19 protein-coding genes are annotated in these 23,647 nt (G+C 71.3%); 7 read left to right on the top strand and 12 right to left on the bottom strand.

The annotated features are described in order from the left end of the window. Nucleotides 1-116 precede the first annotated feature (116 nt). Together ACIF9R_RS02470 and ACIF9R_RS02465 are read right to left on the bottom strand one after the other, a co-directional pair. The gene (locus ACIF9R_RS02470) at nt 117-1,055 is read right to left on the bottom strand and encodes a serine protease (RefSeq protein WP_399973207.1); all 939 of its coding nucleotides are present in this window, start codon (nt 1,053-1,055) and stop codon (nt 117-119) included. A gap of 240 nt (nt 1,056-1,295) precedes the next feature. Further along, complete coding sequence (locus ACIF9R_RS02465; protein WP_399973204.1) at nt 1,296-2,075, bottom strand: hypothetical protein; 780 nt, start codon at nt 2,073-2,075, stop codon at nt 1,296-1,298. A gap of 124 nt (nt 2,076-2,199) precedes the next feature. On the opposite strand from ACIF9R_RS02465, the gene ACIF9R_RS02460 reads away from it, so the two are divergent. The 3 genes from ACIF9R_RS02460 (at nt 2,200) to ACIF9R_RS02450 (ending at nt 4,744) form a co-directional block, all read left to right on the top strand. Next, the gene (locus ACIF9R_RS02460) at nt 2,200-3,411 is read left to right on the top strand and encodes a pyridoxal phosphate-dependent aminotransferase (RefSeq protein ID WP_399973202.1); all 1,212 of its coding nucleotides are present in this window, start codon (nt 2,200-2,202) and stop codon (nt 3,409-3,411) included. A gap of 93 nt (nt 3,412-3,504) precedes the next feature. Then, the gene (locus tag ACIF9R_RS02455; protein WP_399973199.1) at nt 3,505-3,927 is read left to right on the top strand and encodes a hypothetical protein; all 423 of its coding nucleotides are present in this window, start codon (nt 3,505-3,507) and stop codon (nt 3,925-3,927) included. A 214-nt stretch (nt 3,928-4,141) separates the two neighbouring features. Further along, a complete protein-coding gene (locus tag ACIF9R_RS02450) occupies nt 4,142-4,744 on the top strand; it encodes a TetR/AcrR family transcriptional regulator (RefSeq protein ID WP_399973196.1) in 603 nt (200 codons plus the stop codon). A gap of 99 nt (nt 4,745-4,843) precedes the next feature. Here the strand turns inward: ACIF9R_RS02450 and ACIF9R_RS02445 are convergent, their stop codons facing one another. Beyond that, on the bottom strand, nt 4,844-5,416 hold the full coding sequence (locus tag ACIF9R_RS02445; protein ID WP_399973193.1) for a nuclear transport factor 2 family protein: 573 nt from the start codon (nt 5,414-5,416) through the stop codon (nt 4,844-4,846). Nucleotides 5,417-5,711: 295 nt separating this feature from the next. Continuing rightward, nucleotides 5,712-6,677: an MBL fold metallo-hydrolase gene (locus ACIF9R_RS02440; protein ID WP_399973191.1), complete on the bottom strand. Its 966-nt coding sequence runs from the start codon at nt 6,675-6,677 to the stop codon at nt 5,712-5,714. Between the two features lie 134 nt (nt 6,678-6,811). Between ACIF9R_RS02440 and ACIF9R_RS02435 the strand changes: the two genes are divergently transcribed. Further along, the gene (locus tag ACIF9R_RS02435) at nt 6,812-7,618 is read left to right on the top strand and encodes a helix-turn-helix domain-containing protein (protein ID WP_399973188.1); all 807 of its coding nucleotides are present in this window, start codon (nt 6,812-6,814) and stop codon (nt 7,616-7,618) included. A gap of 357 nt (nt 7,619-7,975) precedes the next feature. Here the strand turns inward: ACIF9R_RS02435 and ACIF9R_RS02430 are convergent, their stop codons facing one another. The 3 genes from ACIF9R_RS02430 to ACIF9R_RS02420 form a co-directional block, all read right to left on the bottom strand. Beyond that, a complete protein-coding gene (locus ACIF9R_RS02430; protein WP_399973962.1) occupies nt 7,976-9,280 on the bottom strand; it encodes a serine hydrolase domain-containing protein in 1,305 nt (434 codons plus the stop codon). A 148-nt stretch (nt 9,281-9,428) separates the two neighbouring features. After that, on the bottom strand, nt 9,429-10,919 hold the full coding sequence (locus tag ACIF9R_RS02425) for an ATP-binding protein (RefSeq protein WP_399973186.1): 1,491 nt from the start codon (nt 10,917-10,919) through the stop codon (nt 9,429-9,431). Nucleotides 10,920-11,103: 184 nt separating this feature from the next. Then, the gene (locus tag ACIF9R_RS02420) at nt 11,104-11,580 is read right to left on the bottom strand and encodes an Lrp/AsnC family transcriptional regulator (RefSeq protein WP_399973184.1); all 477 of its coding nucleotides are present in this window, start codon (nt 11,578-11,580) and stop codon (nt 11,104-11,106) included. A gap of 101 nt (nt 11,581-11,681) precedes the next feature. On the opposite strand from ACIF9R_RS02420, the gene ACIF9R_RS02415 reads away from it, so the two are divergent. After that, complete coding sequence (locus tag ACIF9R_RS02415) at nt 11,682-12,296, top strand: YitT family protein (protein WP_399973182.1); 615 nt, start codon at nt 11,682-11,684, stop codon at nt 12,294-12,296. Between the two features lie 292 nt (nt 12,297-12,588). Here ACIF9R_RS02415 and ACIF9R_RS02410 read toward each other — a convergent pair whose 3' ends face one another. Then, on the bottom strand, nt 12,589-14,409 hold the full coding sequence (locus ACIF9R_RS02410) for a phosphoenolpyruvate carboxykinase (GTP) (RefSeq protein WP_399973180.1): 1,821 nt from the start codon (nt 14,407-14,409) through the stop codon (nt 12,589-12,591). Between the two features lie 327 nt (nt 14,410-14,736). Between ACIF9R_RS02410 and ACIF9R_RS02405 the strand changes: the two genes are divergently transcribed. Both ACIF9R_RS02405 and ACIF9R_RS02400 read left to right on the top strand, forming a co-directional pair. Beyond that, nucleotides 14,737-15,441, top strand: a complete 705-nt coding sequence (locus tag ACIF9R_RS02405; RefSeq protein WP_399973178.1) for a hemolysin III family protein — start codon at nt 14,737-14,739, stop codon at nt 15,439-15,441. Between the two features lie 638 nt (nt 15,442-16,079). After that, the gene (locus tag ACIF9R_RS02400) at nt 16,080-16,811 is read left to right on the top strand and encodes a Mut7-C RNAse domain-containing protein (protein ID WP_399973175.1); all 732 of its coding nucleotides are present in this window, start codon (nt 16,080-16,082) and stop codon (nt 16,809-16,811) included. A gap of 107 nt (nt 16,812-16,918) precedes the next feature. Here ACIF9R_RS02400 and ACIF9R_RS02395 read toward each other — a convergent pair whose 3' ends face one another. From ACIF9R_RS02395 to ACIF9R_RS02380, 4 genes are read right to left on the bottom strand one after another with little or no spacing between them, the layout of a single operon-like run. Further along, complete coding sequence (locus ACIF9R_RS02395; protein ID WP_399973173.1) at nt 16,919-19,342, bottom strand: galactose oxidase-like domain-containing protein; 2,424 nt, start codon at nt 19,340-19,342, stop codon at nt 16,919-16,921. After that, nucleotides 19,339-20,520, bottom strand: coding sequence for a glycosyltransferase (locus ACIF9R_RS02390; RefSeq protein ID WP_399973170.1), 1,182 nt, complete (start codon nt 20,518-20,520; stop codon nt 19,339-19,341). The genes ACIF9R_RS02395 and ACIF9R_RS02390 overlap by 4 nt, the downstream gene beginning before the upstream one ends. Next, nucleotides 20,517-22,163 (bottom strand): ArnT family glycosyltransferase, encoded by a 1,647-nt coding sequence (locus ACIF9R_RS02385; RefSeq protein WP_399973167.1) that lies wholly within the window; start codon nt 22,161-22,163, stop codon nt 20,517-20,519. The genes ACIF9R_RS02390 and ACIF9R_RS02385 overlap by 4 nt, the downstream gene beginning before the upstream one ends. Then, a complete protein-coding gene (locus ACIF9R_RS02380; protein WP_399973165.1) occupies nt 22,160-23,509 on the bottom strand; it encodes a glycosyltransferase in 1,350 nt (449 codons plus the stop codon). Before ACIF9R_RS02380 ends, ACIF9R_RS02385 begins: the two co-directional genes overlap by 4 nt. Between the last annotated feature and the right edge of the window lie 138 nt (nt 23,510-23,647).

The raw sequence follows: 23,647 nt of genomic DNA, 5'->3' as shown, positions 1-23,647 counted from the left end.
CCCCTTCGTCCCGGCGCGCGGGGGGTTTGTTTACGGCGGCGGGGCGGCCCCCCCGGGGGGGGGGGGGGGGGGGGGCCCGGGGCCCCCCCCGCCCCCCCCCCGCCCCCGGCCCCGGTCTACGGCTTGGGGACCGCGCAGCCGCTCGCGTTCAGCTCAAGCCTGCTGTCCGCGCCGAAGCAGGCGGGGAACAGGTAGGTCTGCTGGGCGTAGTTGATGCCCCGGCGGACCGTGACGGTGCCGTTCTCGTCGACCTCGCACGGGTTGTTGACCGTGCAGCGCTCGCCGTCCTCGTTGCCGGTGTTGTTGACGGCGACCACCTGGCCGGTGGCGCTGTCGACGACCGGTGAGCCGGAGGTGCCGCCGATGGTGTTACAGGTGGAGGTGTAACGGACCGAGTCCTTCCAGGTCCAGTCGCCTTCCTTCATGCGGTACGCGAACCCGTCGACGGAGCAGGTGTAGATCCGCTTCCAGTATCCGGAGACCACGCTGATGGCCGTACCGGCCGCCGGGCGGGTGCCGCTCAGCGTCAGCGCGTCGATCCCGTACGCGCTCTTGATCCGCGCGTACGTCGTGCCGAGCCGGTAGATCGCGGCGTCCGTGTCGGTCATGGTCGCGTAGACGAGCCGGTCGGCGCGCAGGGTGGCGACCCTGGAGCCGGAGGAGTTCAGCAGGCCGAAGCTGCGGCTGGACGCCCGGTCGACGAGGACCTGGCCGGGCGCGGGGAAGCCGCTCTCCAGGCAGTGGCCGTTGGTGAGCACGAGCGCCGGGTCGTCGGCCGCCGAGTCGGGCATGCGGACGACGGAGCCGGAGCAGTTGCTGAGCGAGACGCTGCCCGCGAAGTTCACCGCGTCGGCTCTCGGCGCGGTGAGTCCGGACAGGGCGTCCGCCGCGGCCCCGACCGTGTCGTTGACGAGGTCCGTCAACGAGGTGGCCGGGGTCGCGCCCGTGGTCGTCGTGTCCGCGCCCGTGGGGGAAGGCGCGGAGGCGACCGCGGGAGTCGCGCCCGCCCCGGCGAGGGCCAGGGCACAGAGCGCGACGACGAGAGGTTTTCTCATGGGGGTCCCCTCAATGCGGCGTCGGGCGGCCGGAGACCTCCCGGCCGCCCCTGAACTTGTCATGCGCATTGTCAGCACGGGGGTGCCGAGGGGGCAAGGTCGTGTTTCCGGCCGGTGATCCCACCGGCCGGCCCGGGCCGGCAACGGGTGTCACCCCGCACCGGGTTCGGGCAGGCGCGACCGACGGGCCGGCCGCCCCGGGGCACCGGCCCGCGTCCGGGCGACCGACCGCCGCCGCGCCTATCGGGAGTGCTTCGGCCCCTGGCCCCGGCCCGGCCCCCCGTCGCCCCGACCAGGGTTGCCCGGCGGGGTGGAGACGGTGGGGGTCGCCGTGGGGAGGCTCGGTGTGGAGGTGGTGGAGGCACCGGTGGCAGGCGTGGACGGCGACCCGTCGGCCTCCGGGTCCACGCCGGAGCCGCTCGCACCGGGGGAGGCGGACCCGGCCGACGGACCGCCGGTGGCGTCCGTCCCTCCGGCCGACTCGGACGCGTCCGCCGCCGTGGCCGGCACGTCGGGCCGTCCGGTGGTCACGTCCTCACGGTCGTCCCGCTCCCCGGCGCCCTTGGACGGCGAGCCCGAGAAGGCGAAGCCGGCGATCAGCGCCGCCACGGACACGGCGCCCACCGCCGACACGACCGCCACCGCGGGACGCACGCGCGGGGGCGCGGGGGCCCTGCGGCGCCCCCGCCCGCCGGACCCGGAACGCGGACGGCCGCCGCCCGGCCCCTCCGGAGCGCCGCCCCCGGCGGGGTGCGGCACCTCCCCGGACCACGGCGTGCCACCCGTCTCCGGCGGGGCCACGTCACCACCGGCCGACTCCGGCGGACCTTGCTCACCGACCGCCACGGGCGGCAGTTCGCGTGTCTCGTCGTACGCGTTCTGCCAGCCGTGAGCGGCCGCCGGGTCGACATAGGCGTCGTACGCCGGGGGCGGAGGGGTCTGCGGGAGGTACACGCTCGGCGGACCCTGGGGAACCGACGCGTCGTTCCCCTCATCGGCGTACCGGGATGCGCTGGACATGGCCGTGCATTCTAGAGAGATCGGGGCTCCGGGGACAGCGAGCGGACATAACCCACCGAAACCGACGGTCCCACGTGGCGGACAACACGGCCCGAAGGGCCATACCGGGCCGTAAGCTCCCAGCATGCAGGTGATCCAGTCGACCAAGCTCGCCAACGTCTGTTACGAGATCCGGGGCCCGGTGCTCGAGGAGGCGATGCGGCTGGAAGCGGCCGGCCACCGCATCCTCAAGCTGAACACCGGCAACCCGGCGGCATTCGGCTTCGAGTGCCCGCCCGAGATCCTGGAGGACATCCTCCGCAATGTGTCGTCGGCCCACGGCTACGGCGACGCCAAGGGCCTGCTGGCCGCGCGCCGGGCGGTCGTCATGCACAACCAGACCCTCGGCATCGAGACCGACGTCGAGCACGTCTTCCTGGGCAACGGCGCGTCCGAGCTGATCGTGATGGCGATGCAGGCGCTGCTGGACGACGGCGACGAGGTGCTCGTCCCCGCGCCCGACTATCCGCTGTGGACGGCCGCGGTCTCCCTGTCCGGCGGTACGGCGGTGCACTACCGCTGCGACGAGCAGTCCGACTGGATGCCGGACCTCGCCGACATCGAACGCAAGGTCACCGACCGCACCAAGGCGCTCGTCATCATCAATCCGAACAACCCGACCGGCGCGGTGTACGACGAGGCGGTCGTCAAGGGGCTGACCGACATCGCCCGCCGCCACAACCTGCTGGTCTGCTCGGACGAGATCTACGACAAGATCCTCTACGACGACGCCGAGCACATCCCGACCGCCTCCGTCGCCCCCGATCTGCTCACCCTCACCTTCAACGGCATGTCGAAGGCGTACCGGGTGGCCGGCTACCGGGTGGGCTGGATGTCGATCTCGGGCCCGCGCGCCCACGCCGACTCCTACATCGAGGGCCTGACGGTCCTGGCGAACATGCGCCTGTGCGCGAACATGCCGGGGCAGCACGGTGTGGTCGCGGCGCTCAGCGGACGCCAGACGATCAACGACCTGGTCCTGCCGGGCGGGCGGCTGCGTGAGCAGCGGGACACGGCGTACGAACTGCTCACCCAGATCCCGGGGGTGAGCTGTGTGAAGCCGAAGGGGGCGCTGTATCTCTTCCCCCGCCTCGACCCCGACGTGTTCAAGATCAAGGACGACCGGCGGATGGTCCTGGACCTGTTGCGCCGCGAGAAGATCATGGTCGTCCAGGGCACCGGCTTCAACTGGCCGGAACCGGATCACTTCCGGATCGTCACCCTGCCGTCGGTGACGGATCTGCGGGACGCGATGGGCCGTATCGGCCGCTTCCTGGACGGTTACGGCCAGCCCTGACAAGCGGCACCGACCGTCTGATCTTGTCCACGACTCAACTTTAGACCGAATCCAAGCTAGGATGGCTTCCTGCCAGTTCCCAGGAGGCCATCCATGTACGAACCGATCCGTGACAAGTCGGTCCACAGCACGATGGCCGGCACCCCCCACGACTTCCCCCACCGTTCCCGCGAGGAAGAGCTGGACATCCAGCTCGCGGGTCATCTCGCCGCACTGCTCACCGTCACCGACGAACTGCGCGCGGCGGCGCCCTCGGCCGATCTGGACACCGCGGCCGAGCGGCTCACCGAGCAGGTCTCCCGCCTGCGGGGAGGACGTGAGCCGGCCCGCATGCCGAAGAGGACCACGGCCCGCGAGCCGAACGCGGCGGCCCTGCACCGGCGCGCCCACGCCCTCGCGGGCCGCGCCCTGGTCGTCGCCGCCTCGCGCGCCGACACGGCGGCGGCGATCCTCGCCGCCGAACAGATGGACGCCCACGCCGCGGCCCTCCAGCCGCGCGCCCTCGCGTCCCGCTGAGCCCCGTTCCCCGGGCTCCCCGAACGGCCCCGGTCCGCGCGCACCCGCAGCGACGCGCGGACCGGGCGCCATCAGCCTTCGCTGCTCAGCCCGCTCGCCACGGTCGCACCCGCACGCCTCTGCTCGAATTAACGTTGTTAGGATGCTGAGCCGTGACGACGCCGCAGACGCCGGCGGCTCGTGTGGAGGACCGGTCCGGAAGCGAGGTGCAACGATGCCGACCAGCACCAGACGGGCCCGCGAACGCGCGAGCACCCGCGAACGCATCATCGAGGCCGCGCTGCGCATCCTGGAGAACGAGGGTGCCGCGGCGTTGACGATCCGGCGCATCGCGAACGACGTCGAATACTCCGCCCCCGTCGTCTATCAGTACTTCGCCAACAAGGACGCGCTCGTGCTCGAGCTCGTCGCTCACGGTCACCGCCTGATGATGGCCGAGCTTCAGCAGGCCGCCGAGGAACCCGACATCGACCGGCGCATGACGCAGCTCGCGTCCGAGTACATCCGGTTCGCCGGCGAACACCCGCACCTGTACCAGATCATGAACGGCGATACCGTCGACGCGGACGAGCGCCTGCGCGCGGCGGCCCCCGCCATCGACTTCCTGAGGGAACTCCTCACCACGTGGTCGGACGCCCACGACGTGGTCCTGGCCGATTTCGACGAGGCCTGCGACATCGTCTGGGGCACGGTGTCCGGCATAGCGTCGCTCGGCCGCATCGGCACCATCGGCAACGAGCGCGCCCGGCGGCTCGCCCAGCAGGCGCTGCGCACACTGCTTCGCGGCTGGCGGACCGATCTCCCGGGAAACGGCTAGGCACCGAAACGGCGTCGGCCCGGTCCCGCCTCCCCCGCAACCGCCGCCACGTCACGGCGAGCCCGCCCTCGGACGCGGAGGCGGGCTTGGCGTACGGCATCACTTGCCGGTCGGGGTCCAATCCGCGGGCAGGCCGGAATCGCTCAGGATTTCACCCCGGTTGTAGTAGTCGTTGCTCGACCGGATCAGGTTGCCGCGCAGCCGCAGCACGGTCACGACCGGGACCGCGAACGGACGAGGCGCGCCGACGATGTGGCCGGTGAACACCCCCTCGACCACCACACCGTCACTCCCGCGGAACCCCCTGGTCACCTCGAACCCGAGATCCTCGATGAGCTGATGGGACCCGGTCTCCCACTCCGCCACCCCCTCACGACCGTGGAACACCAGGTCGAGGGCACGGTCGGTGTAGACCGCGTCCTTGGTGTACAGACGGGCAAGATCGCGGGTGTCGGTGGTCATCCACGCGGCGGCCCAGCGCCGCCCGATCGCCGGCACCCGATCCTTCTCGTGCTTCGGTACACCCGCGGCCTGCTGCGTCCCTGCCTGCGCAGCCCGCTTCCCGGGCGACGCCTCGGAGGAGGCTGCGGGTCCGGCACCGACGGTGCCGGCGATCAGCGCCGCTGCGGCCATCACAACAGCGAGGCCGGGAACGAAGGTACGCGTACGCATGTGAGTCTCCTTGCCCTGAGTCGGTGCGGCACCGGTCCGCGCCACATCGACTAACGCCGTTAACATTTCTAACGTGGTTAGAGTTTCTAACGTCGTTAGCATAGGCAGCGTCGGACGGCGCCGTCAAGGAAGGACTGCATCCGCGCGAGGCGACAGAACGTGGCACGACACGACCCTCACCGTGGACGCGGTCCGCGGCGTCGTCGGTGCCCTCGAACCCGCCGTCCACGACCGTCACGGTGAGCCCGCGGGCGGAAGCGCCGTAGGCAGGTCACGGGGCCGGCGTCCGCTCGGATCAGGGGCTGACGAACGGCCGGTTCAGGTGGGCGGTGGCCAGGACGTGGTGGCGGGTGCGGGCCTCGGACAGGAGAGCCCAGCGGGTGCGGCGGGCCGTGGCCCGGTCGTCCTCCAGGCGGTACGCGACGTCCGGTGCGGCCAGTTGGACGGCGTGGACGAGGACGTCGCCGGTGATCACGATGCCATCCCGGCCGCCGCCGTCGACGAGTACGGACTGGTGTCCGGGGGTGTGGCCGGGCGTCGGTACGGCGGTCACCGCCGCGCAGCCAGGGCGGCCCTGCACCTTCGTCCGGCCGTCGACCGGGTGCAGCAGTCCGGCCCGGCGCAAGGGCTCGACCACGTACGACATGGCGCTGTCGTCGGCGTCCAGGGCCGCGATCTCCGCGCGCTGCACGACGTGGCGGGCACCCGGGAACATCGGGGTGCCCGAGGGGTCGACCGTCCAGCCGAAGTGGTCCTCGTGGAGGTGGGTCAGGACGACGGTGTCGACGTCGTCGCGCCCGATGCCCGCGTGCTGGAGGACCGAGGGGAGGCGGCCGGGGACCGGGGCCCAGTCCGACGCGGGGCTGCCGGCCGCGCCGATGCCGGTGTCGACGAGGGTGACGCGGCCGCCGGGGCGGCGTACGGCGTAGCAGCGGAAGTCGAGTTCCCAGGTGCCGTCCGCGCCGAAGGCCGCCGGGTCGAGCCGCTCGGCGCGTACCCAGTCCGCGTCGGTCGCGTCGGGGAACGCCTCCTGCCGCGGGAGCGGGAAGGTGCCGTGGGCGTCCAGGAGCGCCATCACCTCGTAGGGGCCCGTGTGACGGGAGACGACGTGCACGGTGCCGGTGCGGTGGTGGGACGCGGCGGCCGCCCGGGTGCCGCCGGCCCATGCCGCGAGCGTGCCGGCTCCCACGGCCGCGGCGCCGCGCAGGACTGCGCGGCGGGTAGCGATGAGGGCGTCGGAGGGTACGAGGTGGTGCGTCATGGTCTCCCCCTGCTGGTGGTGTCGGATCGAGGTGGGTGACAGCCATCGTGCGAAGGGCGGGCGTACCGGCGCTTGTACGTTCGTGTCCGGTTCGCGGGGGCGGTGGCAAGGAACTCGGGTCCTAAGATGCCCATATGGCCGGGGACCGGCGGGTGTACCTGTGCGAGGACGACGTCCTCCTCGCCGATGTGCGCTGCGGCAGCACCACGCGCGGCTGGTCGCCGCCCCGGCCCGCTCCGGTGTTCGGTCTGGTGCTGCTCCGGGACGGGGTGCTGCGGGCCCGGGTCGACGGGGTCGAGCAGGTGCTGGACGCGGGCAGTGTGTACGTCGAACGCCTGGGCACCGAGCAGCAGTTCGCGCATCCGCTGGGGCCGGACGCGTTCACCGAGATCGTTCTCTCCGAGCCCCGGGTCGCCGACCTGCTGGGCGGCGACCCCACGGTCCCGGAGGGGCTCGTGATGGTAACGCCGGAGTTGGCCCTCGCACACCGGATGCTGCTCTCCCTCGCCCGCCGGGGCGGTGACTCCTTCGAGCTCGGTGAGTACACGGCCCGGTTGTCGGCCGGGGTCTTCGCGCGCTTCGCTCCCGCCCGCGTCGCCTCCGGGCGGCCCGCCTCCGCCGCCGCACGCCGACGGCTGGCCGACGACGCGCGTGCCGTGCTGGCGGCCGAGCCTACGATCGGGCTGGAGGCGTTGGGGCGGGCCCTGGGCGCCTCCCCACACCATCTGAGCCGGGTCTTCACGGCCGTCACCGGGAGCACGCTCTCCGCGCACCGCGACCGGCTGCGCCTGGCCCGTGTGCTGGACCGTCTCGTCGAGGGCGAGCGGGATCTGTCGGGCCTGGCTCGGGAGTCGGGTTACGCCGACCAGTCCCACATGACCCGGGCGGTCCGCCGTGCGGCCGGGCTCCCTCCCGGGCGGCTGCGCACCCTGCTGGCGTGAGCGACCCCGCCCGGCGGGCCGACGGGCGGGGCGTCGGGTTCCCGCGTGCGCCCAGCCCCCTCTCGGCGTCCGCGTCTCCCGTGAGAAGCGGCTGGTCCGGCACAGTGATCTCGATGGCCTCGGCCGCGTCCATGTCCTCGGACGTCCGCCGGTATCCCGTCGGCGACCACGGCCACGCTGCCGGTAGTGGCGGCGACTCCGGCAGCGAGCATGGCAGCGGCTGGAGGTCACGACGCGCAGACCGGGCACCGCACCTCTTCGCGCCGCCACGCGGCCGGGACGCGCCTGCCCGGCACGCGAGCGCCGTGATCCGGCTCGGCGGCCGCACACGCCACGGGTCCGCCGGGACCCGCGGGACTAGACGGACGGCCGATCCACGGCCAGAGCGCGGGTCAGCGGGGAATCGTCGATCCGGGGCAGCCGCGGCAGCCGCTCCTCGCGGGCCTGCGGGCTCGGGGTCCCGGCACCGGTTTCGGTCCCGGGGGCGGCCGGGCAGAGCGCGCCCACGACGTACGCCGCGAAGGCGTGGTCGATCGGGTGCGGCAGCGGTACGCCGTCCTCGCCGATCTCCTGGTACTTCATCAGGTTCTGCGCGACGGCCATCTGCCGCTTGCCGTCCCGGCTGGACAGCGCGACCGTGCCGGCCCCGAACACCGCTCCGTCGTGGCCCCAGAAGCGGCCGCAGGGCAGGTCCAGGGCGTAGATGCCGAGACCGTAGTCGAGGCCCGAGACGGGGACCGTACGCGTCATCTCGTCGAGGGATGCCTCGCCGACGAGCTTCCCACCGAGCAGGGCGCGGTAGAAGCGGTTGAGGTCGTCGGTGGTGGAGACGACCGCGCCCGCCGTGTACGCCCATGACATGTCGTAGACGCTGTAGTCGCGGGGCGGGTCGATCAGACCGAAGAACGACTCGTACATCCGCGGGTGCGGGCCCCTGAGGAACGGGGTGCGCGGCAGGTACGTGTGCCGCAGCCCGGCCCGGTCGATGACGTGGCGGGTGAGGTAGGTGTGGGCCTTCTGGCCGGTGACCTTCTCCAGCAGAAGCCCGGCGATGACGTAGTTGGTGTTGGAGTACGTGCCCGGCACCGATCCGGGGCTTCCGGTCGCGGGGGCCGTGAGACCCAGCCGGACCAGTTCCCTCGGGTGGACGGAACGGAAGCGCTCCTCGTCGAGGCTGGCCGTCGAGCCCTGGAGGAGGGAGGGGAAGGCACCCGCGACGTAGTCGCCGATCCCGCTGGTGTGGTTGAGGAGCATCCGTACGGTGATCTGCCGTCCGCGCTCCCCCGGTATCAGGTCCGGCAGGTAGTCGGAGACGGGCGCGTCGAGCCGGATCCGGCCACGCTCCGCCTGCTGGAGCAGGCCCACGGCGGTGAAGGTCTTGCTGATGCTGCCCACCCGTTGCCGCATGCCCGGCGTGACCGGGCGGCCGGTGTCCACGTCGGCCACGCCGGCCGCCCCGGTCCACCGTTCGCCGCCGTCCCGGACGGACGAGAACACGCCGTACATGCCCGCCTCGTGGACGGCGTCCAGCGCGTCGCGCAGTTCGGCTCTGTCCAGGGACGTGGACTCCGGAGGTCCGGCGTGGGCCGGTGCGGTGAGTACGGCGGCGGTCGTCAGCAACGTGGTACCCAGGACGGTTCCGAGAAGCCGGGCGATGCGCAACTGCGTGTCCTTTCCCTCGCGTTCGGGTTCGGGGTTCGGGTTCGCGTTCGATGGGTGAGCGGTGCGCATCATCGTCCGGGGAAACGGACGGCCTCACATCCTTCCCCAGGATGATCGAGAACCGGCCGCCGGACGCCCGGTCGCGCCTTCAGGAACCGTGATACAGCCGTTCCAGGTCGACGAGGACCACCTCGCCCCGGTCCGCAGCCGCGCGCAGTTCCGGGTCGAAGCCGGCGCCGCTGTAGCAGGCGGGTCTGGCATGGCTGGTGTCCACGCCTCGCGCTCTCAGCAACTCCAGGATGCGGTGCAGGCGTTGCAGATGGCCGAGGTGCATGACCTTGTGCCACTCGGCCTCGCCGACGGAGAGCAGAATGCCCTGGTCCTGGCCGATCGCGCCGTGCACCACCACATCGGCCTCGAGAGAGGTCCGGTTCAGCGGATCGGCGACGGTCCCCGCGGCGACCTGGATCGGCATGCCCCCGAACGTCGCGGGGTCGGCGTGCCACTCGACCCACGCGCGGCACAGCTGCTCGAAGTGGGGACCGACGACCTTGCTGAGGAAGGTGGACCGACTGTGTTCCCACATCCTGGCCGCTCCCCGGCGGCGACTGAGCAGGGCCGTCTCGGGGCGCATGACGGCATGGTGGAACGTGATCAGCGGCTCCGCGACGTGGTAGGTGGTGCGGTTGGCGCGGAAGGCGTCGGGTTCGGCGGTCAGCAGGCCGCAGCTCCTCAGGACGGTCAGCGGCAGTGAGATGTCCGTGGCCTTGCGGCCCACCGCGCTCGCGATACCGCCACTGGTGCGGTTGCCACCCGCCACCGCGGCCAGGACCGAGTGGTACAGCGAGCGGTTGCGCAGGTCCGGCTCGGCGGCCAGCAGGTACGGCGCCTCACCGTGCAGGGGTCGCGCGGGATTGAGTACGGTCCGGCAGACCCAGGCGTCGAAGTCGTCGGGGCCGTCGGGTACGTCGTCGTCGACGAACTCCCGCCGGTACGCGGGGGTTCCGCCGACGATCGCATGGACAAGGACGGCCAGCCGTGGATCCTGGATGCCCCAGAACTCCGCGGCCTCGCGGTAGCCGAGCGAGTGGACCACCAGGTCGAGTCCTGCCCGACCGTACAAGGGGGAGGCTCCGGAGAGCAGCCCGCCCATGAAGGACATCGCGCTGCCGCACAGCAGGATCCGGGGCCGCTCCGTGCGGTGCCGCTCGGAGCGCACCCCGATGGCGGCCTGCAGCTGGGAGGGAAGGGCCGGGGCGTTACGCACCAGGTAGGGAAACTCGTCGATCACCACCGGCAGCGGTCGGTCCTTGGCCAGCCCGAAGAGCATCTCCAGGGCCTCGGCCCAGTTCGCCGGCCTGGGCGGGACGGCCTCGCCGGTGAAGCGTGCGACGGCCTCGCCCAACAAGTGCAGGGACTCGGTCGCCGATGCCTCGACCGCCGCGTAGTAGAAGCCTCCGGTGGCATCCGCCAGCGCCTGGAGCAGGAAGCTCTTCCCCTGCCGGCGGCGGCCCGACACCACACCGAGCCGGGGACCGGCCCCTTCGCCCGTCGCGAAGCCGGTCAGTTCACTCCACTCCCACTCCCGGTCGAACATGTCCGGCGGTCTCGGCAGACTGCGCGCTGGAGGGTGGGCCATGACGCCTCCCGATTCTTAGAGACGTACCTCTTGGAAGTACACCTCTAAGAACGACAGGAGGCGGAATCCGTTACGCCTCAGGGAGCACGGGGCGGGGGACATGAGGAGGGAATCCGGGCCGGATCGTAGGCGTGGACGCCGTGGCGTCATGCCCACGCCCTCCGCCTGCCGCCGTCCCCTCTGCTCAGGTGCCGCCCCGTGCGAGGGCTTCGAGGAGGGCGCGGGTGCGGTTGGGCATGGTCTGCCACAGGGAGACGGCCGTGCTGGAGCGGACCATGCCCTCGATGCCGAGGATGGAGGTGGTGATGCGGTGCAGGTCCGCCGTGTCCCGTGCGACGACCTTGACGAGCAGGTCGGCCTCGCCGGTGGTCGCGTGGACCTCGACGACCTCCGGGATGGTCTCCAGCAGCTCCAGTGCGGCGGTTCCCTCGCTCTGGCTGATCGCGAGGGAAAGGAACGCGACGAGGTCGTAGCCCATGGACGCGGGCGGCACGCGCTGGCTGAAGCCGAGCAGCACGTCGTCCCGGTCCATGCGCTGGAGGCGGGCGTGGACGGTGTTGCGGGACACGCCGAGGACCTTGGCCAGGCGCAGGATCGTCGCGCCGGGTTCGTCGTCGAGCGCCAGCAGGATCCGGGCGTCGAGTGCGTCGATGGACTTCATGCTGGGCATTCTGCCGCCTGTACGGGGAAAGGGTGTGCATCTGTCCCAGTCGTGCGGCCGGAGCTTGCGTTTCCGCCCGTCGGACTTCGACCATCGTCGCCATGACCAGTGCGGCCGTGTCCACGACGAAGCACGGCGTGGCCGAGGATCTGCTGGCGATCCTCACCGGCACCTTCGTCGCGTCCCTCGGGCTCTTCCTCGTACAGACCAGCGGTACCGTCACGGGCGGAACCGCCGGCCTCGCGCTGCTGATCGGCTACGCGGTCGATCTGCCGTACGGGCTGCTCTTCGCCCTCGTCAACCTGCCGTTCTTCGTGCTCGCCGTGGCGAAGAAGGGGTGGGATTTCATGATCCGTACGGGCATCTCGATCGGCGTCTTCTCCCTGCTGACCTCGCTCCACCCGGTGGAGATCCCCGAGATCGCGGTCGACCCGGTGTACGCCTCGCTCACCGGCAACCTGCTGGCCGGGATGGGACTGCTCGTCCTCTTCCGGCACCGGTCCAGCCTCGGCGGCTTCAACATCCTCGCCCTGGTCGTGCAGGAGCGCCTCGGCCTGCGCGCCGGTTACGTCCAGATGGCCCTCGACGTCCTCATCGTGGCCGTGTCCTTCGCGGCCGTCTCCGCCCGCGCCGTCCTGCTGTCGGCCGTGGGCGCCGTCGTCCTCAACGTCGTTCTGGCCTTCAACCACCGGCCGGGACGCTACACGGGCTCCTGAAGGAGCGGGAACGGCCGAGCGCTCCGGCCGACGGGGGTCCGTCGGCCGGAGCGCTCGGTCATCCCTCGGCACGTTCGTGAGCCCTCTGGGTGGGCCGTGCCGAAGGAGGCGGGGTGGGCCTGTCGCCGCGGGGTTCCGTCGGGGCGGACGGAGGGGGCGGAGGCCGGCCCGGTACCCGCACGCCGTTGTGCGGGGTCCCGCCGGTGTGTTCCGCGGCCGGTCGTGGCGTGACGATCGCTGGTCAGGGCATCCTCATACCGAGTACCGACCGGCCGCGGGGTCTGTGCGGGCGTCAGCCCAGGCGCTTCACCAGCGCGTGGTACTGGTCCCACAGTTCCTTGGGCGTGTGGTCGCCGAAGGTGTTCAGGTGGTCGGGGACCAGGGCGGCTTCCTCACGCCATATGTCCGTGTCGACGGTGAGGAGGAAGTCCAGGTCGGCGTCGGAGAGGTCCAGTCCTTCGGTGTCCAGCGCGGCCTTGGCCGGGAGGACGCCGATGGGGGTCTCGACACCCTCCGCCCTGCCGTCCAGGCGCTCCACGATCCACTTCAGGACGCGGGAGTTCTCGCCGAAGCCCGGCCAGACGAAGCGGCCCTCGTCGTCCTTGCGGAACCAGTTGACGTAGTAGATCTTCGGCAGCTTGGACTGGTCCTTGTCCTTGGCCACGTCGATCCAGTGGGCCATGTAGTCGCCCATGTTGTAGCCGCAGAACGGCAGCATGGCGAACGGGTCGCGGCGCAGCTCGCCGACCTTGCCCTCGGCGGCGGCGGTCTTCTCGGAGGCCACGTTGGCGCCGAGGAAGACGCCGTGGTTCCAGTCGAAGGACTCCGTCACCAGCGGTACGGCGCTGGCGCGGCGGCCGCCGAAGAGGATCGCGGAGATCGGCACGCCCTTGGGGTCCTCCCACTCCGGCGCGATGATCGGGCACTGCGCGGCGGGGGTGGTGAAGCGGGCGTTGGGGTGGGCGGCCGGGGTGCCGGACTCGGGGGTCCAGTCGTTGCCCTTCCAGTCGACGAGGTGGGCCGGGGTCTCCTCGGTCATGCCCTCCCACCACACGTCGCCGTCGTCGGTGAGGGCGACGTTGGTGAAGACGGAGTTGCCCCAGAGGGTCTTCATCGCGTTGGCGTTGGTGTTCTCGCCGGTACCGGGGGCGACGCCGAAGAAGCCGGCCTCGGGATTGATGGCGTACAGGCGGCCGTCCTCGCCGAAGCGCATCCAGGCGATGTCGTCGCCGATCGTCTCGACCGTCCAGCCGGAGACGGTGGGCTCCAGCATGGCGAGGTTGGTCTTGCCGCAGGCGGACGGGAAGGCGGCGGCCACGTACTTGGACTCACCCGTGGGAGGGGTGAGCTTGAGGATGAGCATGTGCTCGGCCAGCCAGCCCTCGTCGCGGGCCATCACGGAGGCGATGCGCAGGGCGTAGCACTTCTTGCCGAGCAGGGCGTTGCCGCCGTAGCCGGAGCCGTAGGACCAGATCTCACGGTCCTCGGGGAAGTGGGAGATGTACTTGGTCCGGTTGCAGGGCCAGGGGACGTCCTCCTGGCCGGGCTCCAGCGGGGCGCCGACCGAGTGCACGGCCTTGACGAAGAAGCCGTCGGAGCCGAGCTCGTCCAGGACCGGGCGGCCCATACGGGTCATGGTGCGCATGGACACGGCGACGTACGCGGAGTCGGTGATCTCGACGCCGAGGGCGGACAGCGGCGAGCCGAGGGGGCCCATGCAGAAGGGCACGACGTACATCGTGCGGCCCTTCATGGAACCGCGGAAGACGCCCTTGTCACCGGTGAAGATCTCCCGCATCTCGGCGGGGGCCTTCCAGTGGTTGGTCGGGCCGGCGTCCTCCTCCTTCTCGGAGCAGATGAACGTCCGGTCCTCGACGCGGGCGACGTCGGTGGGGTCGGAGGCCGCGTAGTAGGAGTTCGGGCGCTTGATCGGGTCGAGTTTCCGGAAGGTGCCCTTGGCCACGAGCTCCTCGCACAGGCGCTCGTACTCGGCCTCCGAGCCGTCGCACCAGACCACGTTGTCCGGCTGGGTGAGCTCTGCGATCTCGTTGACCCAGGTGATCAGTCCCTGGTGGGTGGTGGGGACGCCGGGTTCCGCGATGTCGCGCGCCACGTTGACTCCTAAGTGAGGGGTTTTTTGTTGGGACGCCCCGTGGGGGCTGCGACCCGGATGCTTCACGGTGGTGCGTGGGGCGCTCATCCGGTGTCGACCGCACTCATTTGATCATCCGACGTGAGCGCCCATCTGTCCAGAGGACCGCACAGGTGAGCAACGTGACGCTGACCACGGCCTTTCGTGCGGTTTTGCCCTCACGTTGGGTAGACATGACACTTTCTTTGCGTGACAGGTGCACGGGGCGGCGTGAGACGATGGCCACTTCGCGGAGTCAATGCTCCACGGGGATCCGTAACTTACGGTTGCGTAGGTACGATGCGAGACATGACTGCGCTCGTCCCCGACGCCCCCGCTGAGCCCCCGGCCGACGGCCGCGGCCCGGTGGCGACCTCCCTGCCGCACCCCGTCAAACCCAAGCTGCGCGGCTGGCTGCACCTCGGCATGTTCCCCGCCGCCCTGGTCGCCGGTCTGGCCCTCACCGCCTTCGCCGACTCACCCCGCGGCCGCCTGGCCTGCGGGATCTACGCCCTGACCGCCTGCCTGCTGTTCGGCGTGAGCGCGCTGTACCACCGGGGCGACTGGAGCCCCCGCATGGACAGGGTGCTGCGCCGTCTCGACCACGCCAACATCTTCCTGATCATCGCGGGCACCTACACCCCGCTGACCATCCTGCTGCTGCCGGACTCCAAGGGGCAGTGGCTGCTGTGGGGCATCTGGGCGGCGGCGGCCGCCGGCATAGCCTTCCGGGTCTTCTGGGTCGGCGCCCCCCGCTGGCTCTACACGCCCTGCTACATCGCGATGGGCTGGGCGGCCGTCTTCTTCCTCCCGGACTTCATGCGCGCGGGCGGCATCGCCGTGCTCGTCCTGGTCGTCGTGGGCGGCGTGCTCTACAGCGCCGGCGGGGTCATCTACGCCCTGAAGAAACCCAACCCCTCCCCCCGCTGGTTCGGCTTCCACGAGGTCTTCCACTCGTTCACCCTGGCCGCCTTCATCGCCCACTACGTGGGAATCTCCCTGGTGGCGTACTAGCGCACGCACAGAGCCACCCTCCGGCGCACGGGGAGAGCCACCCCGGGGCCGCCCCCCACGACAAGGCCGCGGCATCGGCGCCGCGGCCTCTCTCGTGCCCTCTCGCGCCCGCGCGGCAGCGGCAGCCGAGGGGGCCGATGGCCGCGCGTGAGGGGGCATGAAGGCCGCACGTTCCCCTCGCGCCCCCGCCGGCCCGCCGCGCGCGGCTCCGCGAGCGGAAGAACACGGAACTCGCCGCGCGGCCGCCGGAGCACCCTCACCGGCCTCGGTCCGGGGCGCGCGGCGCCGTCACCCGCGCGATGACCGAGCCGCCGTACGGGACACGGTCGCGGGCGCGGCTGACGGCCGGAGTGCCCGCGGTGCCGTCCCGGATGCCGGCGCGGCTGACGGCCGCCGGCCGCCTGCGCGCCGAGGCCATCGCCGCGCGCGCCGGGCTCGATCGGCGCCGGCCCGGAGGCGCGGGTCCGCGCGACGGCACCGGCCGGCGCCCTGCCGGAGGCCTCGCGCCACGGGGCCGGACACGGCCGGGCGCCGACGATCTCACCGCCCTCGTCGACCGGGCCTCGACGTGGTCGAGCACGGCCTGCCCACCGGGAAATCCCGCGGCCCCGGAACCCGGACATGACATCCTTGGCCGGGTGAACGGTCCCGAGATCCATGTCGCGTTCGACCCCGAGCTGCTGCTCTTCGTCCCCCGGGCACGGCCCACCGGCGCCACGAAGGTCACCACCGACGGCGTCTCCAGCCTCGGCCATGTCGTCGAGTCGCTCGGAGTCCCGCTGACCGAGGTCGGCACGCTGCTCGTGGACGGCCGTGAGGTGCCGGCCGGCCATGTCCCGGCCGCGGGCGAGTCGGTGACCGTACGCTCGCACACCCACCCCCAGCGGGTGCCGGGCGCTCCCCTGCGGTTCCTGCTCGACGTGCACCTCGGCACGCTCGCCCGCCGGCTGCGGCTGCTGGGTGTGGACACGGGGTACGAGTCGACGGACATCGGTGACCCGGCGCTGGCCGCGCGGTCGGCGGCGGAACAGCGGGTGATGCTCAGCCGTGACCGGGGGCTGCTGCGGCGGCGGGAGCTGTGGGCGGGGGCGTTCGTGTACAGCACACGGCCGGAGGAACAACTCTCTTACGTACTGGACCGGTTCGATCCCGAGCTGCGGCCGTGGACGCGCTGCACCGCCTGCAACGGGCTGCTGCGCGAGGCCGGCAAGGACGAGGTCGCCGACCAGTTGCGGGGCGGCACGCACCGGAACTACGACGTGTTCGCGCAGTGCCGTGAGTGCGGACGGGTGTACTGGAAGGGCGCGCACCACGAGCAACTCGTCGCGATCGTGGAGCGGGCGGTCGCGTCGCGCTCGGAGCGACCCTGACGCGGGCGGGCTCCGCCTGCCCGAGCGCCGTCGGGGGAGCGCCGTGGGGAACCGCGGGACCGTGGTGGCCGGTCGCGCGGTTCCCCGCGCCCCTTCGGGGCGGTTCCTCAGCGCACCCGGTAATCCTTCGTGCCGCAGGCCGTGCCGTCGCGGTTGCGGTCCAGCTTCAGCGGGTCGTCCTTGCCGTTGACCCTCAGCGGGCCGTAGTCGTGGTCCTTCAGCCAGGTGCAGCGGGCGAGCGTGGTCGGCTTCACCTCGTCCGGAAACACCGTCGGGACGCAGACGTTGGCCGAGCCGTAGTGGCGGTCGCAGCCGGAGACGGCCGGGGCGACCGGCTGTGCGGTGCGCTTCTTGCCCGCCCCCGTCACCTTGCCCTCCGGGGCCTCGGCGAAGCCGTGGACATGGGCGGAGGCGTCCTTCGCGGTGAGGGCCTGCGGGCCCTGGAGGTGCACCCACTTCGCCACCGAGGGAATGCCGTTGGCGTCGACCGCGAACAGCATGTACCAGCCGGGCGGGGCCAGGTCGGGGTTGCTCGTCACGTTCAGGTCGACGGTGTTCCCGTCGACGGACAGCGGCAGGTCCACGAACCGCTGGTTGGGGTCGGAGGAGTGGGTGACGGCGGCGGGGCGGATCAACTCCGCCTTGGCGACGGGGCGGTCGACGGTGATCCGCTGGGTGTCGCCGTAGGTCCACTCGGTGTCGATGACCGAGGTGATCACCGGACGCTCGCCCTTGAAGAGATAAGGCGGGCTGTAGATCGACACGTTGTGGTTCCAGGAGCCGTTGCCCGGGTTGTCGCCGGTGGTCATCACGCGGCCGTCGGGCAGCAGGAACGCGGAGGAGTGGTAGCCGCGCGCCTCCGGGTCGACCGCCACCGGGTCGAACGTCTCCGACGCCGGGTCGAAGACCGACGTCTCGAACACCGGGTCGGCCCGGTTGTGCAGCGCGCCTCCCGTCTCCAGCACCTTGCCGTCGGGCAGCAGGACCGCGGAGACGTACATCTTGCCCTGGTCACCGGTCTGCGGCACCGGGCCGTTGCCGTAGTCGACGGTGCCCTGCGGGATCGGCGGGCCGGCGACGTAGGCCGGGTTCGGCTGCTTCAGGTCGATGATGTCGGTGAGCCGGCCCGCGTCGGGGTTGGAGTCGATGTTGCCGCCGCCGAGGGTGAGGACCTTCTGGTCCTGCGCCGGGGGCAGCAGCACGCTCGCCGACTGGTCCCGCTCGTCCTTGTTCCGCAGGCCGGGGACCTGGGTGATGGTGTTGGCGTCGTAGTCGTAGATCGCTGAGCCGGTGCCGGGGATGTTGTTGCCGAAGACATGGCTGCCGGAGTAGAAGAGGCGGCCGTCCTGCATCAGGATCATCGACGGGTACAGGCCCCAGTAGGACCAGGTCTGGTTGACCCTCCACAGGGGCAGCCACTGCTGCTCGGCGTCCGACCACCGCTCGGCGGTGACCGAGCCGGTGGAGTCCTCGCGCAGACCGCCGAAGCTGATCACGTCACCGTTGCCGAGGAGGGTCGCCGACGGGTACCAGTGACCGTCGTTCATGTCGTTGGTCTTCGTGTACGACTCGGTCGCCGGGTCGAAGATGTACGAGTCCTTGTAGCCCTGGTAGCCGATGGTGCCGTCGGCCGACGGGTAGCCCTTGTTGCCGCTCATCACCAGCACCCGGCCGTCCTTGAGCTGGACGTGCCCGGCGCAGAACATGTCGTCCGGGGTCGGAATGACCTTGTAGGTGCCGTTCGCCGGGTCGTAGACGGCGCTGGTGAAGGTGCCCGCCTCGAACATCTCCGGGTCGTTGCCGGAGCCGGCGATCAGCAGCACCTTGCCGTTGTGGAGCACCACCGAGTGCATGGAGCGGACCGGGTTCTGGGTGGCCAGTACCTCCCAGGCGCCGTCGGCGCACTCCTCGGCGGTGCCCGTGCAGCCGGGTTCCGGGACCGGCTCGGCGACCTGCTCCATCATGTAGTCGTCGGTGGTGGCGGAGCCGGTGCCGTAGACGGAGACGCCCCAGGAGATGCGGTCGGTGCCGGCCGGGACCTCGGGGGTGCGGACGGTGGCCTCGGTCCAGGCGGCCGCCATGTCCAGCGTCTTGAGGTCGGTCCAGTACTGCCAGCCGGCCGTGGTGTCGTGCCGGAACAGGGTGATGGCCGCGTCCGGGGTGGTCGTCTTGTACCAGAGCCCGAGGTCGTACTGCTTGCCCGGGGTCACCACGGGCGCGCAGGCGGCGGACTCGGTGATCAGCGCCTTGCGGTCGCCGTCGACCCGGCGGGTCAGCTCGACCTTCATGGCCTTGGAGCCGGTGCGGGCGTCGGCGGTGGTGGTGAAGGTGAAGTCGTTGTCGCCCCAGCCTGACTTCTCCCAGCAGTACGGCATGTCGCCGGTGCCGGCGGTCTCGAAGCCGGGGTTCAGGATCAGGTTGGCGGCGGACGCGGGCTGCGGTGCGGTCAGGAGAAGACCGGTGGTGAGGGCACCGACGGCCAGGAGGGCCGTGGTGCGTCTGGACTTCAGCGGATTTCCGGATGTTCTCATGCGGCACTCCTTGCCTTGCGGCTCCGGCTCGGGAGGTACACCAGCGCTTCGGTCCCCGCGAAACGCAGGACGAAGGTGATCACGAGGGCCAGCGCGGTGGCGGGCAGTGCCGCCATGCCGAACTGGGCGACCAGCAGTGCGATCAGCGGAAGGCGCAGCACCAGGTCGGCATTGGCGAGCAGCGCGAACCGGGCGGTGCGGTCGGCCCAGTGCCGGTGCCGGCGCCGGTCGCGGAACAGCAGCTGCTCGATCAGCAGGAAGTTCCAGGCCACACCGAACTGGTTGGCGACGATCTCGGCCGGCAGATAGTGCAGCCCGGCCTCGGTGAGCGCCCACAGCGCGGCCAGGTTGGGGACGAAGCCGGTCAGCCCGATCAGTCCGAAGACGACCATGCGGGCGAGCGGGGACGCGGTACGCAGCCCGGCGAGGTGCCGCAGGAACCGCGCGCCCTCCCGCGCGGTCGACTTGGACTCCCCGGCGAAGCGGTCCTGGAAGACGAACGGCACCTCGGCGACCGTGCGGGGGCGGCTGCGGACGGCGAGTTCGAGCAGGATCTTGTAGCCGAGGGGCCTCAGGACATCGGCGGTGACGGTGCTGCGGCGGACGGCGAAGAAGCCGCTCATCGGATCGCTGATGCCGTGCAGCCGGCGCGGGAAGAGGGCCTTGGTCAGCCAGGTCGCCCCGCGTGAGACGGCCACCCGGTAGCTGCCGGCCAGCCCGGCCCGGCTGCCGCCCTCGATGTACCGGGAGGCGACCACGAGCCCGGCGTTCGCCCGCTCCCCCGTCGCCACCAACTCCGGTACCAGGGACGGCGGATGCTGGCAGTCGCCGTCCATGACGACGACCCAGTCCGACGTGGCGGCCCGGATGCCCTCGACGACCGCGCCGCCGAGCCCGCCGACCGCCTCCTCCCGGTGCAGGACGGTGACCGGGAAGGGGCAGTCCTTCGCGGCGTCCCGGATGACGTCGGGGGTGTCGTCGGTGGAGTCGTCCACGAAGACGACCTCGCAGGGCAGCCGGGCGGGCACCGACTCGGTGATCTGGTGCAGCAGCCGGCGTACGTTCGCGGACTCGTTGAAGGTGGGCACGACGACGGTGACGGCACCGGGCTCCGGCACCTCCACCGGTGCGAGTGCCGGGTCCCCCAGCTCGCCGGGCGACAGGGACTCCTGGCTCATCGGGTGCCTCCGGCGGTCTCGACCCTGCGGATCTCGATACGGTCCTGACCGGTGCCGAACACGGCGACCGGCACGGAGTGCTCGATGGCCTGCCGGACGTTGGGCAGGTCCTTCGCGTCGCGCCGCACCGTCGGCGAGGCGACCACGTAGTCGATGTCCCGCCAGCCGTTCGGCAGGGTGTCGGTCACCGCGGGGTCGAGGTCGGCCTTGTAGAACCAGATGACGCCGAGGCCGGGCCGGTACCCGGCGTGCACCAGGTCCAGCCACATCGCGTCGTCGACCAGCACCCGGGTGCCCGCCGGGTCCGCCACCTCGGTGGCCATCCACGTCGAGGCGGCCTCGTACGGGGCGTTGGCCTCGGTGGTGACGGCGATGCGGGCGCCGTCGTACCAGCGGGGGACGACATGGAGGCAGGCGGCCAGCGCGAGGGCCCCGGCGAGTGCGTAGCGGGCCCAGGTCAGCGGCCGTCGCTCGGTCGCGGAGCGCCGTCGGCGCAGAACGGCGTGGGCGACGCTGGCGGTGCCGCCGGCCAGGACGAGGGCGAGGAAGGGCACCGCCTGGATGATGTACATCGCGGGCAGATAGCCGTCCGGGCGCAGGGCCAGCGCCGCCAGGATCGCCACCGTGAGGGCGGGTCCGGCCAGCGCGCGGGCGGTGACCGACCAGCGCCAGGTGGCGAGCAGCAGCAGTGCGCCCGCGAGGCCGCCGAGGGGCAGGACGCGGTCGTAGTACAGCCAGGACTGGAGCACGCCCCAGGAGCCGGAACCCTCGTCGAGGATGAAGCCGGAACCCGGCCGGGTCATCTGGTACACCACTCCGTCCCACAGGGAGACATGCCCGCTGCCCGGGAACAGCTCGCCCTTCAGCAGGGCGAACAGCGGGTAGGAGAACCCGATCAGCGCGCAGGCCGTGACGGCGCCGGTCAGCGCGAACTTGCGGGTGTCCTGGTGGCTGTGCCGCCAGGCGGTGATGAACAGGGCGGGCAGGACGACGAGCATCGTCTCCTTGGTGAGGACACCGACGGCGGCGGCCACGCCCGCGCCGAAGTGGTGCCAGAGATGGCGGCTCGGGGAGGCGGCGAGGGTGAAGGCGAGCAGCGTCCACATGACCGCGAGGTTGTCGAGGAAGATCTCGCGCTGCAGGACGACGGACAGCGGGGAGAGCCCGAAGATCGCCATGCCGAGCGCGGCGGCCCAGCGAGGCAGGGCGAGACGGCGGCCGAGAACGTAGACGAGGACCGCGCTGATGGCGCTGATCAGCAGCATCACGGCGCGCATGCTGCCGACGGTCATCGACTCGGGGCTGATCAGCGCCGGTATCCAGGTCAGTACGGCGAGCTGGATCCAGCCGAGCGGCGGGTGGTCGTACCAGTAGGTGTAGTGGGCGAGGCCCCTGCCCTCCTGGACGGCCCAGGCCTGGGCGAGATAGGTGCCCTCGTCGTCGCTGAGGGTCGGGTAGTCGGCGATGTTCCAGCCCTGGACGACGAGGATCGCGACCAGGAGGACACCGCACAGGACGAGGTCGGCACGGGAGGAGCGGAGCCGGCTCGGCGGCTCCGCCCGGCCGGCCGGACCGGGAGCGGGCACGGGTCTGCGCCGCGCGGGGACCTCCGGAGCGGTCACCGCGGGAAGGGTGGAGGTCACGCGGGAACGTCCTCTCGGGTCACGGCGGAGGCATCACGGGTCGTGCCGGGTTCTCGGGCAGTGCCGGCTCCTTCGGTCACGGCCGAGGCGCCACCGGCCGCTTCGGGCGTCGCGTCGAGGTGCGCGCCGACATGCGTGGTCAGCTCCCAGTCGGTGCGCCCGCGCTGCTCGCGCCACACGGCACGGATGGCGGCAAAGGCGAGGAGCACCTGGTAGAAGGGGCCGCCCACGACGAGCTTGAGATAGTGCGTGAACCGGACGCGCAGCCCGTACTGCTTGCCGAAGTCGTGCAGCCCGACCACCTCGAAGACGAAGGTGACCAGCGCGGTGACGGCCGGCAGGAAGGTGATGAAGGCGACGGCGACCGGCACGTCGAGGAAGATCGCGACCGCCACGTTCAGCGGGATGACCAGGCCGGTGAACGCCTGGAGGAAGGGCGTCATCAGCGTGTAGCGGGCCAGCATCCGCTGTCCGAAGGTGGGCAGTTGCCTCCAGTCCTTCTTCCGGTACACCTGGAGGAAGCCCTGGTTCCAGCGGGTCCGCTGCTTCAACAGCGACAGCAGTGAGCCCGGGGTCTCCTCGCGGGTCACCATGTCGGAGTCGTACGCGACGACGACCCTCCTGCCGACGCTGGAGAGCCGCACGCCCAGGTCGCAGTCCTCGGCGAGGCAGTCGGGGTCCCAGCCGTCCGCTTCCCGCAGCACGGGGGTACGGACGAAGACCGTGTTGCCGCCGAGCGGGATGAACCCCTTCTGCGCGTGCAGGTGGAGCCGCGAGCGGAACCAGAAGAAGTACTCCAGGCAGTTGCGCAGGCTGTACCAGCTGGAGTGGAAGTTGATCAGCTGCACCCCGCCCTGGACCACGTCGGCGCCGGTGGAGCGGAAGGCGTGGTCGACATGGGCGAGGAGCTCCGGGTGGACCTGGTCCTCGGCGTCGAAGACCCCGACGACATCGCCGCGGCAGTGCGGCAGCGCCGTGTTCATGGCCTTCGGTTTGTTCTTCTTTTCGTGGGTGTCGACGACCACCCGGACCCGTGGGTCCCGGCCGGCCGCCGCCTCGGCGACCGCGGTGGTCTCCGGATCGTCGTGGCCGACGATCACGATGATCTCGAAGTCGGTATGGCTGGACTCCAGCAACCGCTGGATGGTGTGGTCAAGCACGGCCTGTTCGTGCCGGGCCGGAAGCAGCAGAGAGAACGACAGATGCCCGCCGCCGTCCGGGCTGCTGAACCTCGTCGAGGCCAGCACCTCCGGCGTGCGCCAGGCGTGCATCTGCCACCACAGAGTGAACGCGGCCATCCAGAACAAGGCCAGCGAAATGACAGTGATGAACACAGACGTGAACAAACAGATCCCCCCGGATCCCCCGAAACCTCCGCGCCATGACGGCACGTCGCTTCCATGGCGGCCCCATCCGCCACGGCACTGTGCAGAGGCTAGGGGGGAATTGTGAAACGTGGGGGCACTTCCGATAAAGACCTTGTT

The sequence above is a fragment of the Streptomyces sp. NPDC086080 genome (assembly GCF_044540255.1).
Classification (GTDB): Bacteria; Actinomycetota; Actinomycetes; order Streptomycetales; family Streptomycetaceae; genus Streptomyces.
This window is presented reverse-complemented; position numbering and strand designations above follow the sequence as displayed.

Coding starts and splice junctions, on each gene's coding strand:
- ACIF9R_RS02470 (WP_399973207.1), bottom strand. CDS start 1,055: ATGAGAAAACCTCTCGTCGTCGCGCTCTGTGCCCTGGCCCTCGCCGGG.
- ACIF9R_RS02465 (WP_399973204.1), bottom strand. CDS start 2,075: ATGTCCAGCGCATCCCGGTACGCCGATGAGGGGAACGACGCGTCGGTT.
- ACIF9R_RS02460 (WP_399973202.1), top strand. CDS start 2,200: ATGCAGGTGATCCAGTCGACCAAGCTCGCCAACGTCTGTTACGAGATC.
- ACIF9R_RS02455 (WP_399973199.1), top strand. CDS start 3,505: ATGTACGAACCGATCCGTGACAAGTCGGTCCACAGCACGATGGCCGGC.
- ACIF9R_RS02450 (WP_399973196.1), top strand. CDS start 4,142: ATGCCGACCAGCACCAGACGGGCCCGCGAACGCGCGAGCACCCGCGAA.
- ACIF9R_RS02445 (WP_399973193.1), bottom strand. CDS start 5,416: ATGCGTACGCGTACCTTCGTTCCCGGCCTCGCTGTTGTGATGGCCGCA.
- ACIF9R_RS02440 (WP_399973191.1), bottom strand. CDS start 6,677: ATGACGCACCACCTCGTACCCTCCGACGCCCTCATCGCTACCCGCCGC.
- ACIF9R_RS02435 (WP_399973188.1), top strand. CDS start 6,812: ATGGCCGGGGACCGGCGGGTGTACCTGTGCGAGGACGACGTCCTCCTC.
- ACIF9R_RS02425 (WP_399973186.1), bottom strand. CDS start 10,919: ATGGCCCACCCTCCAGCGCGCAGTCTGCCGAGACCGCCGGACATGTTC.
- ACIF9R_RS02420 (WP_399973184.1), bottom strand. CDS start 11,580: ATGAAGTCCATCGACGCACTCGACGCCCGGATCCTGCTGGCGCTCGAC.
- ACIF9R_RS02415 (WP_399973182.1), top strand. CDS start 11,682: ATGACCAGTGCGGCCGTGTCCACGACGAAGCACGGCGTGGCCGAGGAT.
- ACIF9R_RS02405 (WP_399973178.1), top strand. CDS start 14,737: ATGACTGCGCTCGTCCCCGACGCCCCCGCTGAGCCCCCGGCCGACGGC.
- ACIF9R_RS02395 (WP_399973173.1), bottom strand. CDS start 19,342: ATGAGAACATCCGGAAATCCGCTGAAGTCCAGACGCACCACGGCCCTC.
- ACIF9R_RS02390 (WP_399973170.1), bottom strand. CDS start 20,520: ATGAGCCAGGAGTCCCTGTCGCCCGGCGAGCTGGGGGACCCGGCACTC.